We start from the raw sequence: 16074 nt of genomic DNA, 5'->3' as shown, positions 1-16074 counted from the left end.
AATATAAAAAATTAGACCAAAGATGACTATATTGACATAGATTTCTATAAAAATATATAATTAATATTGTATATAGGAGATACTTAAAGAGAATAAACATAATAAAAAGTAGTATTTAGGGGAGGGCAATAGATATGATTCTTATGATTGATAATTATGATTCTTTTGTATATAACTTAGTACAATATATAGGTGAACTAGGTGAAGAAATCATAATTAAAAGAAATGATGAAGTAACGATAGAAGAAATAGAAAGAATAAATCCAGAGATTATAGTTTTATCACCAGGACCATGTTCACCAAATGAAGCAGGAGTATGTATTGATGTTGTAAATTATTTTAAAGGTAAAAAGCCAATACTAGGTATTTGTTTAGGTCATCAAACTATAGGATATGCATTTGGTGCTAATGTTATAAAAGCTATAAAGCCAGTACATGGAAAAGTACATAGCATAAACCACGCAAATAAAGGAGTATTTAAAGGTCTTAATAATCCTTTAAATGTAACTAGATATCATTCTTTAGTAGTTGATACAAAAAATCTTCCAGAAGAACTAGAAGTAACTGCAATCACAAATGAAAATGAGATAATGGGAATTAGACATAAAAAATATCTAATAGAAGGGGTACAGTTTCACCCAGAAGCTATTTTATCAGAACAAGGGCATGACATACTTAAGAACTTTATAAACGAAGCTAGATTAGGGGGACAAGCATAATGATAAAATTAATAGATACTAAATTAAACTCATTTGAAATATTTACTATATTTAAAGATGATAGTAATAGTTTTATATTAGATAGTGCAATGGACCCTAATAAACTAGGTAGATATTCATTTATAAGTAGTAACCCATTTAAGATTATTAAATATAAAAATACAGAGAATAACCCACTAGATAATCTACAAGAAGAATTAAATAAATATAAAGTTGAAAATAATACACACCTTCCTTTTATTGGCGGAGCAGTTGGATATTTATCTTATGATTTAGGAAATTATATGGAAAAATTGCCTAGGACTGCAAAAGATGATACAAATGCTTATGATTTATATTTTGGCTTATACAATTGGGTTATAGTCATAGATCACTTAGAAGAAAAGACATATATAGCCACACCAAATTTAAATGAAAAGGAAGAGGGAAAAATAGCCCTTGATATAGAAAAAAGAATTGGTGAAGCTACTAAAAAGGGAATAGACACTATATGTTATGAAAAAATAGAAGTTAATCCTATAAAACTTAAATCAAACTTTACTAAAGAAGAATTTATGAATTCAGTTAGAAAAGTACAAGATTACATAAAACAAGGTGATATATACCAAGCAAATCTTACTCAAAGGTTTGAAGGAGAAACTACACTTTCTAGTTATGAACTTTACAGAGATTTAAGAAATATAAGTCCAGCACCATTTGGAGCTTTTTTAAACTTTGAAGATACTAATGTATTATCTAACTCTCCAGAAAGATTTATAAAATGTATAGATAAAAAAGTTGAAACTAGACCTATAAAGGGAACTAGACCAAGAGGAACAACAAAAGAGGAAGATTTAAGATTACAAGAAGAACTTAGAAATAGTGAAAAAGATAGAGCAGAGCTGCTTATGATAGTAGATTTAGAAAGAAATGATATAGGAAGAATATCTAAAATAGGAACGGTAAAGGTACCTGAATTATTTATAATAGAACCATATGCAAATGTAAATCATTTAGTTTCAACAGTAGTTGGAGAGCTAGATGATAACAGAAGTTGTGTGGATGTTATAAAAGCAACATTCCCTGGAGGATCTATAACAGGAGCACCTAAAATTCGAGCTATGGAAATTATAGATGAATTAGAACCTACTCAAAGAAATATATATACAGGTTCTATAGGTTATATAGGTTTTAATGGTGATATGGATTTAAATATAGCAATAAGAACTATTATAAAACAAGATAAGAAAGTATACTTCCAAGTTGGAGGAGGTATGACTTGGGATTCAAATCCAGAAGATGAATACCAAGAAACATTAGATAAAGCAAAATCTATAATGAAAGCATTAAGAGGCTATTATGAAGAATAATGTGAATTTTTCTAGCAGTTTAGCTAAATTTGGAATAGGGGTTTTTGAAACTATAAAAGTAGATAAAAGCCCAATAGATATAGATATACATATAGATAGAATGTTTAACTCACTTAGTGAGTTAAACATTTTAATTAATAATGATAAAGAATTTTACAAAGAAGAAATATTAAAATATATTAAAGAGAATAATATTGAAAATAAAGCCTTAAGATTAACAGTATTCGATGAAGGATATAATATATCGGTTAGAAATATACTATATAACAAAGAAATGTATGAAGTTGGATTTAGATTAAATATATCCCCTATAAGAAGAGGAGATAGTATAATACATAGACATAAAACTACTAATTACTTTGAAAATATATATACTAAAAATTATGCTACTGAAAATGGATATGATGATGGTATATTTTTAGATGCAGAAGATAACATACTAGAATGTTCTATGAGCAATATATTTTTCATTAAAGATAAACAGATATTTACTATAAGTGATAAATTTCCTATACTTAGTGGAACTGTAAAAAGAAGGATTATAGAAATTTGTGGCGAATTGAATATACAACTATTAGAAACTAATATAAACATAGATGAAATTAAAGAATTTGACTTTGTATTTATAACAAATAGCATAATGGAAATGATGAAAGTTATTGAGATAGAAGGTATCAAATTCAATAATAGAAATGAATTATTTGATAAAATAACAAAAGCATATAAAGATAAAATATATAAATAGAAATTAGGAGAAATAAATGGGAAATAGGGTTTATGACATATATACTAAAGAAATAGAAAAAATTATAAGTTATGAAAATACAGAAAGTGTATTTTTAGTAGGTTCCTCTAAGAGTATAGATATAGAAAATAGTAGTATGATTATAAATGATTTTGATATATTTGTAATAGTTAGTAAGGGGAATACTCAAACTAGAATTATAAAAACTATAGATAACTTAGAATTTGATATAAATATTTTTTCAAAAGAAGGTATTTATAAGTTAATAGATTCAAGAGAGTATTTTTTCTTAAAAGAAATGTCAAATCCAAAAATATTATACGATTTAAATGATGAAGCAAAAGACTTAATAAGCATATGTAAAAAAAAGCTAAGCGAAGGGCCTAAAAAACTTTCACAAAGCGAAAAAGAGTTTTTAAAATCTCAAATAAAAGGTAATCTAGATAGAATAAATAATAATAGTAAAATAGATTTTTTTGAATTTGAGTTTTTGACGAATTTATATTTAAAAGATATAATAGTTGGGTATTTTACTATAAACAATAAGTGGGTACCTAAAGATAAAAAACTACTTAGTACACTAAAAAAAGAAGATATAAATCTATATAATTTAGTTGAACAAACGCTAAAAACAAAAAAATATGAAGACTTACTAAATGTGCATAATTACGCATTTAATAATATAAAAGTAAGCAAAAACATAAAAATAACTTACTAATCAAGGGGGCTAAACCAATGAGCAAGGTAGATAAAGATAAAATAAGAAAAGCTGTAAGAGACATATTAGAAGCTATAGGAGAAGATCCAAATAGAGAAGGGCTAATAGGAACTCCAGATAGAGTAGCTAGAATGTATGAAGAAATATTTGCAGGTCTTCATCAAGACCCAAGTGAGCATTTAAAAGTAATTTTCCAAGATGAAAGTCATGAAGAATTAGTGTTAGTTAGAGATATACCTTTTTATTCATGCTGTGAACACCATATAGTTCCTTTCTTTGGAAAGGCTCATATAGCATATATACCTAAAGACGGTAAATTAACAGGTCTTTCAAAATTGGCAAGGGTAGTTGAAACATTCGCTAAAAGACCACAATTACAAGAAAGAATAACTAAGGGAATAGCGGATATAATAATGCAAGAATTAGAACCTTATGGAGTTATAGTTGTTGTTGAAGCTGAACATATGTGTATGACTATGAGAGGTGTTAAAAAACCAGGTTCAAAAACTATAACATCAGCAGTAAGAGGTATATTTGAAAAAGACATAGCGGCTAGAGCAGAAGCTATGAGCTTAATAACTATGAAGTAATAGGAGATTAAAAATGTTTGATTACTCAAAGAGAACTTATATAATGGGAATATTAAATGTTACACCAGATAGTTTTTCTGATGGCGGTGACTTTAATAATATAGATAAAGCTATAAATCGTGCTAAAGAAATGGTAAGAGAAGGTGTAGATATAATAGACTTAGGTGGAGAATCAACAAGACCAGGTCATAAATATGTTGAAGCTGACGAAGAAATAAAAAGAATCATTCCAGTTATAAAGGAATTAAAAAAAGAAGTAAATGTTCCCATATCAGTAGACACATATAAAGCTAAGGTTGCCGATGAAGCTTTAAAATTAGGTGTTGAAATGATAAATGATATATGGGGACTAAAAAAGGATAAAGATATGGCAAGTACTATTGCAAAATATGATGCACACGTTTGTATAATGCATAACCAAGATGGTACTAATTATGATGGTGATATTATAGAAGAAATGAAAAAATCCTTATTAGAAAGTATAAAAATAGGACTTAATGCAGGCATAAAAAAAGAAAAAATAGTACTAGATCCAGGTATTGGATTTGGAAAGAATGTTGAACAAAATTTAGAAGTATTAAGAAGACTTGATGAATTAAATTCATTAGGGTATCCTATCCTTTTAGGAACATCTAGAAAGTCAGTAATAGGACATGTATTAAATGTAGAGCCAAAAGAAAGATTAGAAGGAACTATAGCAACTACAGTTTTAGGTATTAGAGATGGTATCTCTATAGTAAGAGTGCATGATGTTAAGGAAAATTTAATGGCAGCAAAAATGGCTGATGCTATATATAGAAAGTAGGTATTAAATTGGATAAAATATTAATGAATAACCTAGGTTTTTATGGATATCATGGTGTTTTAAAGGAAGAAAGTGTATTAGGTCAAAAGTTTTTTATTGATATAGAATTAAATGTAGACACAAAAAAAGCAGGAATAAGTGATAATATGAATGAATCAGTAAGTTATGCTGATGTATATGTTGTAGTAAAAGAAATTGTAGAAAATAAGAGATTTAATTTAATCGAAGCAGTAGCAGAAAATATAGCTAAAGAAGTACTTGAGAAGTTTGATTTAGTTAAAGGCATAATGGTTAGAGTTAAAAAGCCAGAGGCTCCAGTAAATGGAATATATGACTATTTCGGCGTTGAAATAAGGAGAAATAAAGATGAATAAAGTATATCTGGGTCTTGGAACAAATATGGGGGATAGACTTAATTACTTAGACTCTGCTTGTGAATTAATACAAAATAACAGTAAAATAAAAGTTTTAAAAAAATCTAAGATATATGAAACAAAGGCTTGGGGATATACTGACCAAGCAGATTTTTTAAATATGTGCTTAGAAATAGAAACAAGTTTAAATGAATATGACTTGCTTGAGTTTTGTCATGAGGTAGAACAAAAGTTAAATAGAGAAAGAATTATAAGATGGGGACCAAGAACTATAGATATTGATATATTATTTTTCAATGATATAATATTGAAGGATGAAAATTTATACATACCTCATCCAAGAATAAGTGAGAGAGCATTTGTGCTTATCCCTCTTATGGATTTAAATAAAAAATTAAAAATTAAAAATAAAACTATAGAGGAATACTTAAATTCGCTAACTTGTGAGGAGAGAGAACAAGTAAAGGAGTACGTAGGCGATGAAGAAAAATTTGTTTGATGACAACATAAGGATTGAGATAAATACGGATAAAAACTCTAAGCTAATAGTAAAGGAAAATAAGCTTGTAATGGCAGGACCTTGTGCTATTGAAAGTTATGAACAACTCTTAGAAACAGCTAAATTTGTTAAATCAAAAGGAGCAAATATTTTAAGAGGAGGAGCATATAAGCCTAGAACATCTCCTAATTCATTCCAAGGATTAAAAGAAGAAGGATTAGAAATATTAAAAGCAGTTAAGAAAGAAACAGGAATGCCTGTTATAACTGAACTTATGGATGCAAGAGAATTAGATAAACTATATGAAGTAGCTGATATAATTCAAATTGGATCTAGAAACATGCAAAATTTTAGTTTACTTACTGAAGTAGGTAAACAAGATAAGCCTGTTATGTTAAAAAGAGGTTTATCATCTACTATAAGTGAGTGGATAGGAGCAGCAGAATATATTGCCATAGGTGGAAATCAAAAAATAATCATGTGTGAAAGAGGAATTAGAACATATAATGATTATACTAGAAATACATTAGATTTAGCAGCTGTACCTATAATACAAAAGGAGACAGGTCTTCCTATTGTAGTTGATCCATCTCATGCAACTGGAGTAAGATATTTAGTAAAACCAATGTCTATAGCATCTCTTGCAGCAGGTGCTGATGGTATAATGGTAGAAGTTCACCCAGATCCTATAAATGCATTATCAGATGGTATGCAGTCACTTCACTTTAATGAATTTGAAGATTTAATGAATTCAATTAATTTATAAAAAAAGAGGTAATTACCTCTTTTTTTATTTTGCTAAAATTAATTTAATTAATATTAAAAAATAAGGGTATTTATATTAAAATAGGAAAAATTATATAAGAATAGATTTAATCTGCAAAAGACATATTTAATTCAAAAAATATGTGATATTTTAAAATTGTAGATAAATAACGTATAATAAATATATAGATAGAATTAAATAATAAAAAAATAAAAAAATAAGAAGGATGTTAACAAAAAAAGTCGAATTGTGTATAATGAGGATTTGACAAATTTAAAATATAATGTAAAATAGTAATGTTAGAAAAAATTACACCAGAAGGTGATAATATGAATGATATAAAAGATATAATAGAAGAAGTTAAAAGTAGATGTGACATAGTAAGCACAATATCCCAGTATATAGAGCTTAAATCATCTGGGATAAACTATAAGGGACTTTGTCCTTTTCATGGCGAGAAAACACCATCATTTTATGTAAATGAATCTAAGCAAATTTATAAATGCTTTGGATGCGGAGAGGGTGGAGATGTAATTAACTTCGTTATGAAGATGGAAAATCTAGATTTTATTGATGCAGTAAAAGTTTTAGCTCAGAAGTATGGAATTGAAATTAATACTAATATGGATGAAGAATCTAAGAAAAAATTAGAAAAGATAAAAAAGTTCCAAGATATACACACAGAAGCGGCTAGATTTTATTTTTCTAACCTACACACTAAGAAAAATAGTGGATATGCATACCTAAGAAGTAGAGGATTAGATAACAAAATCATAAAAAAATTTGGACTTGGGTATTCACTAGCATCTTGGAATTCACTTATGGACTATTTAACATCAAAAGGTTATAGTAACAAAGATCTTATAGAATGTGGGCTATTAGCACATAAAAAAGAAAGTAACAAAATTTATGATAAATTTAGAAATAGAGTTATGTTTCCCATATTTGATTATAGAGGAAATGTTATAGGGTTTGGAGGTAGGGTACTTGATGATTCATTACCTAAATACTTAAATTCCCCAGATACAATAACGTTTAATAAAAGGTATAATTTATATGGCCTTAATTTCTCAAGGAAAGAAATAAAAAATAAGACTTTGATATTAGTTGAAGGATATATGGATTTAATATCTCTTTATCAATATGGTATAAAAAATGTAGTAGCTACGTTAGGTACGGCACTTACTAAAGAACAAGGTATGTTAATTAAAAGATATGCTGATAATGTTATTATATCATATGATTCGGACGAAGCAGGTATAAAAGCTACATTAAGGGCTATAGAAATATTAAGTGATATAGATATAAATGTTAAAGTATTAAATTTAAAGGATTGCAAAGATCCAGATGAATTTATAAGAAAATATGGAGTTAAAGGATACCAAGAGGCAATAGATGAGTCAATAAATCAAATAATATTTAGAATAAATAATCTAAAAAAACAATTTAATCTAAATAAAGATGAAGATAAGGTTAAATTTGCAAAAGAGGCATCTAAAATAATAAAAAAAGTAAAAAGTCCTGTTGAAATTGACTATTATACTAAATACTTAAGTGATTTAATACAAATAAGTATAGATTCCATAAAAAGGGAAATATATGGAAAAAGTTATAATAAAAATGGAAATAATAAATACCAAAAAAGTAAATATATAAAAAAAGACGAAGTTGTAATAGAAAAACCTAAGATTATAACAAATGGAGAAAAGTTTGTTGAGAAAAATCTTATAAAATTAATGATAGAAGATAAAAAACTAAGAGATATAATCGTACTAAAAGTAAATGACAATGATTTTTTATTAGATGAAAGTAAAGAAATTTTAAATTGGATAATTAAAAATCAAGAATTGGACAAAATAACTATTGACAAAATTAAAAGTTTAAACATATCCGAAGAATACATTAAAGATATAGAAAATATATCATTGAATAATATGAGCTTGAATAATGTCAAGGGTGTAGATGATATTATTAAGAATGTAAAGAAAAATACTCTTAATGAAAAAATGAATAGATTATTAAAAGAACAAAAAGAAATTGAAAAAAATAAAAATAATAGTGACACGAAAGAGGTAGATGGTAAGATTATGGAAATTGCTTTAAAAATCGTGGAAATAAGAAGAATGCTACAAAAGCTTTAATGAAGGGAGGTCTGAGTGTGGAAAATAAAACAAATAAAAAAGAATCAAAAAGAATAACAGCTAAGGGATTAATTGAAAAAGGTAAAAAGCAAGGATCTCTTACTTTAGGGGAAATAATGGAAGCTTTCTCTGAAACTGAACTTGATAAAGATCAAATAGAAAATTTATATGAAACTTTAGGAAACTTAGGTATAGAGGTTATAGAAAGCAAACCTCAAAATGCTGATATTAATTTCTCATCAGATGATGATTTAGATATAGATGTGCTAGAAGATGGTGTAGATGAAGAATTATCAAAAGATGATGCACCTATGGAATTAGAAGCTATAGATTTATCATTACCTAAAGGTATAAGTATAGACGATCCTGTTAGAATGTATCTAAAAGAAATTGGTAAGATACCTTTACTTAAGCCGCATGAAGAAGTAGAATTAGCTAGAAGAATGAATGAAGGGGACGAAATGGCTAAACAAAGACTAGTTGAGGCAAACTTAAGACTAGTTGTAAGTATAGCTAAAAGATATGTAGGAAGAGGTATGCTTTTCCTTGATTTAATACAAGAAGGTAACCTAGGTCTTATAAAAGCTGTTGAAAAATTTGACTATGAAAAAGGATTTAAATTTAGTACCTATGCAACATGGTGGATAAGACAAGCTATAACTCGTGCTATAGCTGACCAAGCAAGAACTATAAGAATACCAGTACATATGGTAGAGACTATAAATAAATTAATAAGAGTATCTAGACAGCTTCTTCAAGAATTAGGTAGAGATCCAAAGCCTGAAGAAATAGCTAAAGAAATGGATATGACAGAAGAAAAAGTAAGAGAAATAATGAAAATAGCTCAAGATCCAGTATCTCTTGAGACTCCAATAGGAGAAGAAGAAGATAGTCATTTAGGAGATTTCATAGAAGATGATGCAGCACCAGCACCAGCAGAAGCTGCAGCATATTCACTACTTAAAGAACAAATAGAAGAAGTTTTAGGATCTTTAAATGAAAGAGAACAAAAAGTATTAAAGTTAAGATTTGGTCTTGAAGATGGAAGAGCAAGAACTCTTGAAGAAGTTGGTAAAGAGTTTGATGTAACAAGAGAAAGAATAAGACAAATAGAAGCTAAGGCTTTAAGAAAATTAAGACACCCAAGTAGATCTAAAAAATTAAAAGACTACTTAGACTAGATTATACCAAAAACTCGCCTTTATATAAGGCGTTTTTTTGCATCTAAGAAATAAGGAAAGGACTATATAAATGAAGTTAACAGATAGATTATTAAAAATAGCATCTTTAGTTACTAAAGGCAAAAAAATTGCTGATATAGGAACAGATCATGGATATATACCAGTACATTTATTAAATGAAGGAAACATAGATTTTGCAATACTTGCAGATGTTAATAAAGGACCGCTTGAAAATGCAAGAAAAGAAGTTAGACATAATAATTTAATTGATAAAGTTGATTTGAGATTAGGATCAGGTATAGAAGTATTAAAGAAAGGTGAAGTTGATGAAGTTATAATAGCAGGTATGGGTGGAATACTTATAAGTGAATTGTTAGAAGCTAATATAGAAGTAGCACAAAGTACTGAAAAATTTATACTTCAACCAATGCAAGCACAAAAAGAACTTAGAAAATATCTATTAAATAATGGATATGAGATATTAGATGAGGTTTTAGTTAGAGAAGATTTCAGAATATATGAAATAATAGTGGCTAAATATACTGGGAAAAATACTAATGTAGAAGATGAAATATTTTATGAAGTAGGAAATAAACTTATAGAAAATAAAGATGAATTACTAAATGAGTTTATAGATAAAAGAATACATACATACACTTCAATACTTAATAAATTAGAAGGAAAAAGTGGAAAAGGGATAGATGAGAAAATAGAAGATAGTAGACTTAATATATCTAAATTAGAAAAATTAAAAACTTTATAAGGGGAATGATATTATGTTACTTAAAAGTCTTATAAAAAATATAGAAGCTAAATACCCATTAAACTTAGCTTATGACTGGGACAATGTAGGCCTTTTAGTGGGTGATTTTAACAGTGATATTAAAAAAGTATTAGTAGTTCTAGAAGCAAATGAAAGAGTTATAGATGAAGCTATAGAAAATAATATAGACTTAATAATAACTCATCATCCATTTATATTTAAAAAGATGAATAAAATAAATACATCGGATTTAAAAGGAAGACTTATACATAAATTAATAAAAAATGATATAGCACTTTATTCTATGCATACAAACTTTGATATAGCATTTGATGGTTTAAATGATTACTTCATGGAATTAATGGGATTTGAAGATTGTAAGGTATTAGAAGTTACAAATAACGAAGTATTATATAAGCTAGTAGTTTATGTTCCTGAGACTCATATAGATAAGGTTAAAAATGCTTTAGGAAAAGCAGGAGCAGGTCATATAGGAAATTATAGTCACTGTAGCTTTACATCAAGAGGAGAAGGTAACTTTATGCCTTTAGAGGGCACAAATCCATTTATAGGAACAAAAGGAGAGATAGAATGTGTTAAAGAGGTAAAAATAGAAACTATTGTACCTCAAAAAATATTAGGCGGAGTCTTAAGCTCTATGATAAATGCTCATCCTTATGAAGAAGTAGCTTATGATTTATATAAACTAGAGAATAAAGGAAATTCAGTTGGTTTAGGTAGAGTTACTAAGTTAAAAGAAAAGATTAGTTTAAAAGATTTAAGTAATTCTATAAAAGAAAAGCTAAATATGAAACATATTAGAGTAGTAGGTAGTTTAGATACTACTATAAGTAAAATAGCTTTAGTTACAGGTTCTGGTGCTGATATGGTTAAGAAAGCTCAAAGAAGTGGTTGTGAAGTTATAATAACTGGAGATGTTAAATATCATGATGCACAAGATGCAATAGACATGGGGATGTGTATAATAGATTGTGGGCACTTTGAAACTGAAGATATATTTAAGGATGTTATGAAGAGATTTTTAGATGATATACATGATATAGAAGTTTTAAAAAGTAATATAGATTTAAATCCATTTAAAATAGTATAAAACACAAAAAATAATGACATATTTTTATGTCATTATTTTTTTTACTATTTATTAGAAAACATATCTATATATTAAATATAAGCTTATAGAATGCTTACTAATATGAATAATATACTTTCATTATAGCAAATACTATATATAAATATATGTATGAGGAGAAGTAAATGAAAGATAAAGAAAGTGTATTTTTAAATTCAGATATAAATAAGTTATTTTATAAGTATTTAATTAATAGTGTCTTGGGTATGCTAGCAGTATCGTTCTGTATACTAGCAGATACTATGTTTATAGGACAAGGTATAGGAAGCGATGGATTAGCTGCTTTAAATATATGTATACCTATATTTAATCTATTTAATGGATTAGGGCTTTTGTTTGGTATGGGAGGGGCTACAGCCTTAAGTATAAGTAGAGGAAAAGGAGAAATAGTTGAGTCACAAAGGATATTTACAAAATCTATTATAATAGCTATTTTAGTAGGAATTACATTATCTACTTTAGGGAAAATATTTACTGAGAAAATAGGGTATATACTAGGGGCTAATATAAGTAATATATATATGGTAAAAGAGTATTTAAGTGGTGTTTTAATATTTTCATTTAGTTATATCTTAGCTCATACTACATCAGCTTTTATAAGAAATGATCATAATCCAAGACTTGCTATGATAGCTACTGTAACTAGTGGTTTATCTAATGTTATTTTGGATTATTTACTAATATTTATTTTTGATATGGGTATAAAAGGTGCTGGTTTAGCTACATCAATAGCATCACTTATAAACCTATTAATACTTTTAACTCACTTTATATCTAAAAAATGTAGCTTAAGATTTATAAAATTTAAAATCAATGTAAAAGATATATCAAGGATACTATTTAATGGTTTACCAAGCTTTATTGTTGAAATATCATCTGGAATAGTAATATTTATATTTAACTTGAAATTACTAAATATAGTAGGTAATATAGGTGTTAGTGCATATAGTATAATAGCAAATGTATCTTTAGTAGCAGCAGCTATATTTACGGGGATATCACAAGCTATGCAACCTATAATAAGTGTAAATTATGGTGCAAATAAGATAGATAGAGTAAAGAGAGTAAGAAAAAAAGGTCTGAAGACTTCTATAATTGTTGGATTAAGTTTCTATATTATAGGTATATTATTTCCACAATTTATAGTAGGAGTGTTTACAAGTGAAAAAGGTCAGATTGTAGATATAACTGTGAATGCCATAAGATATTACTTCTTAGCATTTATATTTATGGGGATAAATATAGTTAATGGAGCATATTATCAATCCATGGAACATAGGATATTATCTAATGCAATATCATTATCAAGAGGGATTATACTAATTATAATAGGTATAACTATACTTCCCATATTCTTAGGTGTAAATGGAGTATGGTTAAGTGCTGTGTTTGCTGAAGTATTAACTTTAATTATAACTTATATATATGTATATAAAAAAAAATGACCCTAATTTAAGGGTTATTTTTTTATTTTTAATAGAAGAATTTTTTATTAGATAATACAAATACTATTAATATAGTATATGACATTTAAGGAGGAAAAAGTTCTATGGTAAAGTACTTAGTTAAACGTAAAATGAAAAATGAAGTCAACGTAAAAAGTAAAAAAGCCTTAGTATATACAGGAGGAGTTTTAGTTGGATTAGGGGGCTATTTTGCATATAAGGCTATTAAGAATAAAAGAATGAATAAAAATTTCAATTGTTGTAATGATTATAAAAATGAATCTTATTATTATGATGATTATGATAGCAGAGCTTATTGTTGTGATGAAGACATGGATAGTTTTGACGATGACTTAAAATCCAAAGTAGATGAATTTAATTCAAATAGAATAATAGAAGAAAATTGTACAAATGTAAGTAAAGAAGAGTTAGAAGGATATGTAAATAAAGCAATAGAAGAAAGAGAACATGAAGAACGAGAAGTAAATAAGCATAGACCTGGAGTTGGTATACATTACGACGACATAAAACATTAATATGGTAAAAAGTCTTCCTAAAGATTATAGGAAGACTTTTTACCATATTAATGTTTTATATTAAATTTTAATGTCCAGTTAAGTCACTTTCATTAAATTTATCAGTTATAGGTTTTGTATATTTATTAATAATACCTTTAAATAGTATAGTTAATATTATAGGTATTATTAAGAATACTATTAATACATATATATCTTTTATCAATACTGGTTTGTAAATACCACCTACAGTCTCTCTAAGAGCAGATATAGCATAAGTAAATGGTAAAAATGGGTTTACGTATTGGAAAAATGGAGGAGTAACTTGTATAGGGAAAGTACCTCCTGATGCAGCAACTTGTATAACTAATAGTATTACACCTATTGCTTTTCCTACATTTCCAAATATAGAGACCAATGAGTATACAATAGCTGTAAATACAATACTTGTAAACATTGATAATAATACAAATGATAAAGGATCAATAACTTTAACATTTAGAATATATAAATCACCAGCACTTACGATAAAAGCTTGTATTATAGCTATAGTTAAGAAAGTAAGTCCTCTACCAAAGTATATCTCAAATGGTTTGTAATCTCCATGTACATTAGCAGACAGTAATGACATTAATAAAAGTACACCAACCCATAAAGATAATACTGTATAAAATGGAGTCATACCAGCTCCGTAGTTAGCTACTGGATATAATTTATCTGTAACTAGCTCTACTGGTTGCTTTAAGAACTCAGCACGTTTTATAGCATCGCTTTTAAGTAAAGATATTAACTCATTAACATCGTCACTTGAGTTTATTTTTTTCATAGCATTAACTAATTCATCAATTGTTGATTTAGCTATAGGTAGTTTTTTTCTTATAAATGATATATTATCTTTTGCACTATCTGATAATGATATCGTAGTATTTAGTATATCCTCAACTTGAGGTAGTTTTGCTTGAGCTTTATCTAACACACTAATAACTTCATTAGCAGTATTGAAACTTCCCTCAAATATGTTATTTATAGGATTTACTATTTTTGAATCAAAATTATTTAAAATTGATGTAGAAATTTGGTTTACATCATTTACAACCTTTAATATACTATTTAACTTATCTAAAGAAGGTTTTTCTCCATTTGCAATCTGTCCTTTTATAGCATTTAAAGCGTTAGTAGCATTATTTAAACTATTATTTATAGACTGTAAAGATGATATAGCATTTTCTAGAGGCCCACCTGGTTTAATAGCATTTAATTTATTTAAAAAGTCTAGTACTGTATTACTTGTACTTGATAAAGTAGAAAGCTTTGATGATAAGCTATCTATAAGTTGAGGTATATTATCAGCACCGTTATTTATCGCATCTATTATAGATGATATATTTGATGAAGCACTTGATGAAACTTTAGATACTATTTGCAAATCTTCTTTTATTACAGGAGCAACTTTATCTAAGCTACCTTTGCTATCTTGCAAAAATACTTTTACATCTGATGCTAACTTTTTAGTATTAGATATAGTAGAAGTTATTAAAGGAACATCTTTTTTTAATTCCTTAGCAAGATCTTGTACTTTATCTGTAGCATCTGAAGCAAGATTTACAGTTTTATATATATCTTTAAATTTACTTTGAACATCTATAAGTTCACTTTCTAAATTAGATAGCTTTGGAAGTTGATTTTCAAGTTCTATACCTAAATTATTAGATACTTCAAATATAATTTGACTAACAGTTTTTACTACTGTTTGATTAACTTCATTTTGTATAGTTGAAGCACCTTTATCTGTAATTTTAGGGGCTATCGCGTTTATTTTTTCATTAACTGTGTATACTATCTTACCTTTTTTTACTTCATCAGAAGTTAATGAAGTTAAATCTTTAGAAAAGCTTTCTGGAATTTCAACTGAGGCATAATATGTACCTTTTTTAACTCCATTTATTGCGTCAGCTTTATCTACAAATTTCCAACCTAAATTATCATTTTCTTTAAGTTTTTTTACTAATTCATCACCAACATTTATATCCTTACCCCTTATTTCAGTACCTTTATCATTATTAACTATAGCAACTGATATATTTTTAGTACTACCATAAGGATCCCAAGATGCCTTTATATTAAACCAGGCATATAATGATGGTAAGACAGTTAGTCCTAGTATTATTACTAACAATACTTTGTTTGTAAAAATATCCTTTATGTCTTTTTTATATATTTTAAAAATATTTTTCACGTCTTTACACCTCCATGTTGACTAAATAAGGTTAGATTTAGAACTATTTTATATTATATTATTTATACAATAAAAAGT

The 16074-nt window shown here is 27.2% G+C and carries 16 protein-coding genes; 15 read left to right on the top strand and 1 reads right to left on the bottom strand.

The annotated features are described in order from the left end of the window. The first annotated feature begins 134 nt into the window (after positions 1-134). From ABCP60_RS11320 to ABCP60_RS11250, 15 genes are all read left to right on the top strand, one after another. The gene (locus ABCP60_RS11320) at positions 135-719 is read left to right on the top strand and encodes an aminodeoxychorismate/anthranilate synthase component II (protein ID WP_092924928.1); all 585 of its coding nucleotides are present in this window, start codon (positions 135-137) and stop codon (positions 717-719) included. Next, the gene (gene pabB, locus ABCP60_RS11315; RefSeq protein ID WP_343101782.1) at positions 719-2068 is read left to right on the top strand and encodes an aminodeoxychorismate synthase component I; all 1350 of its coding nucleotides are present in this window, start codon (positions 719-721) and stop codon (positions 2066-2068) included. Before ABCP60_RS11320 ends, pabB begins: the two co-directional genes overlap by 1 nt. Then, entirely contained in the window at positions 2058-2813 is a 756-nt protein-coding gene (locus ABCP60_RS11310) for an aminotransferase class IV (RefSeq protein WP_166505730.1), read from the top strand. The genes pabB and ABCP60_RS11310 overlap by 11 nt, the downstream gene beginning before the upstream one ends. 16 nt (positions 2814-2829) lie before the next feature. Continuing rightward, entirely contained in the window at positions 2830-3531 is a 702-nt protein-coding gene (locus ABCP60_RS11305; RefSeq protein WP_166505729.1) for a hypothetical protein, read from the top strand. Between the two features lie 17 nt (positions 3532-3548). Continuing rightward, positions 3549-4121, top strand: a complete 573-nt coding sequence (gene folE / locus ABCP60_RS11300; RefSeq protein ID WP_092924936.1) for a GTP cyclohydrolase I FolE — start codon at positions 3549-3551, stop codon at positions 4119-4121. 13 nt (positions 4122-4134) lie between these two features. Further along, positions 4135-4926, top strand: coding sequence for a dihydropteroate synthase (gene folP / locus ABCP60_RS11295; protein ID WP_166505728.1), 792 nt, complete (start codon positions 4135-4137; stop codon positions 4924-4926). An 8-nt stretch (positions 4927-4934) separates the two neighbouring features. Further along, positions 4935-5300 (top strand): dihydroneopterin aldolase, encoded by a 366-nt coding sequence (gene folB / locus ABCP60_RS11290; RefSeq protein WP_092924940.1) that lies wholly within the window; start codon positions 4935-4937, stop codon positions 5298-5300. Further along, complete coding sequence (gene folK, locus ABCP60_RS11285; RefSeq protein ID WP_092924942.1) at positions 5293-5799, top strand: 2-amino-4-hydroxy-6-hydroxymethyldihydropteridine diphosphokinase; 507 nt, start codon at positions 5293-5295, stop codon at positions 5797-5799. The genes folB and folK overlap by 8 nt, the downstream gene beginning before the upstream one ends. Continuing rightward, complete coding sequence (gene aroF / locus ABCP60_RS11280; RefSeq protein WP_166505727.1) at positions 5780-6565, top strand: 3-deoxy-7-phosphoheptulonate synthase; 786 nt, start codon at positions 5780-5782, stop codon at positions 6563-6565. The genes folK and aroF overlap by 20 nt, the downstream gene beginning before the upstream one ends. Before the next feature lie 329 nt (positions 6566-6894). Then, positions 6895-8706, top strand: a complete 1812-nt coding sequence (dnaG, locus tag ABCP60_RS11275) for a DNA primase (protein WP_166506273.1) — start codon at positions 6895-6897, stop codon at positions 8704-8706. A gap of 17 nt (positions 8707-8723) precedes the next feature. Continuing rightward, positions 8724-9887, top strand: a complete 1164-nt coding sequence (gene rpoD / locus ABCP60_RS11270; protein WP_242871306.1) for an RNA polymerase sigma factor RpoD — start codon at positions 8724-8726, stop codon at positions 9885-9887. A gap of 70 nt (positions 9888-9957) precedes the next feature. Then, positions 9958-10650, top strand: coding sequence for a class I SAM-dependent methyltransferase (locus tag ABCP60_RS11265; RefSeq protein ID WP_092924946.1), 693 nt, complete (start codon positions 9958-9960; stop codon positions 10648-10650). Positions 10651-10663: 13 nt separating this feature from the next. Further along, positions 10664-11761: a Nif3-like dinuclear metal center hexameric protein gene (locus ABCP60_RS11260; protein ID WP_343101781.1), complete on the top strand. Its 1098-nt coding sequence runs from the start codon at positions 10664-10666 to the stop codon at positions 11759-11761. Between the two features lie 164 nt (positions 11762-11925). Continuing rightward, the gene (locus ABCP60_RS11255; protein ID WP_092924950.1) at positions 11926-13245 is read left to right on the top strand and encodes an MATE family efflux transporter; all 1320 of its coding nucleotides are present in this window, start codon (positions 11926-11928) and stop codon (positions 13243-13245) included. Positions 13246-13349: 104 nt separating this feature from the next. Then, positions 13350-13781 carry a hypothetical protein gene (locus ABCP60_RS11250; RefSeq protein ID WP_092924952.1) on the top strand — a complete coding sequence of 144 codons (432 nt, stop codon included), beginning with the start codon at positions 13350-13352 and terminating at the stop codon, positions 13779-13781. Between the two features lie 67 nt (positions 13782-13848). On the opposite strand, the gene ABCP60_RS11245 is transcribed toward ABCP60_RS11250, so the two are convergent. Continuing rightward, positions 13849-15996: a YhgE/Pip domain-containing protein gene (locus ABCP60_RS11245; protein WP_092924954.1), complete on the bottom strand. Its 2148-nt coding sequence runs from the start codon at positions 15994-15996 to the stop codon at positions 13849-13851. Positions 15997-16074: the final 78 nt, after the last annotated feature.

Origin of the sequence: Romboutsia sp. MSSM.1001216sp_RTP31141st1_G3_RTP31141_220114 (assembly GCF_039031195.1) — a bacterium.
Taxonomy (GTDB): Bacteria; Bacillota; Clostridia; order Peptostreptococcales; family Peptostreptococcaceae; genus Romboutsia_C; species Romboutsia_C hominis.
This window is presented reverse-complemented; position numbering and strand designations above follow the sequence as displayed.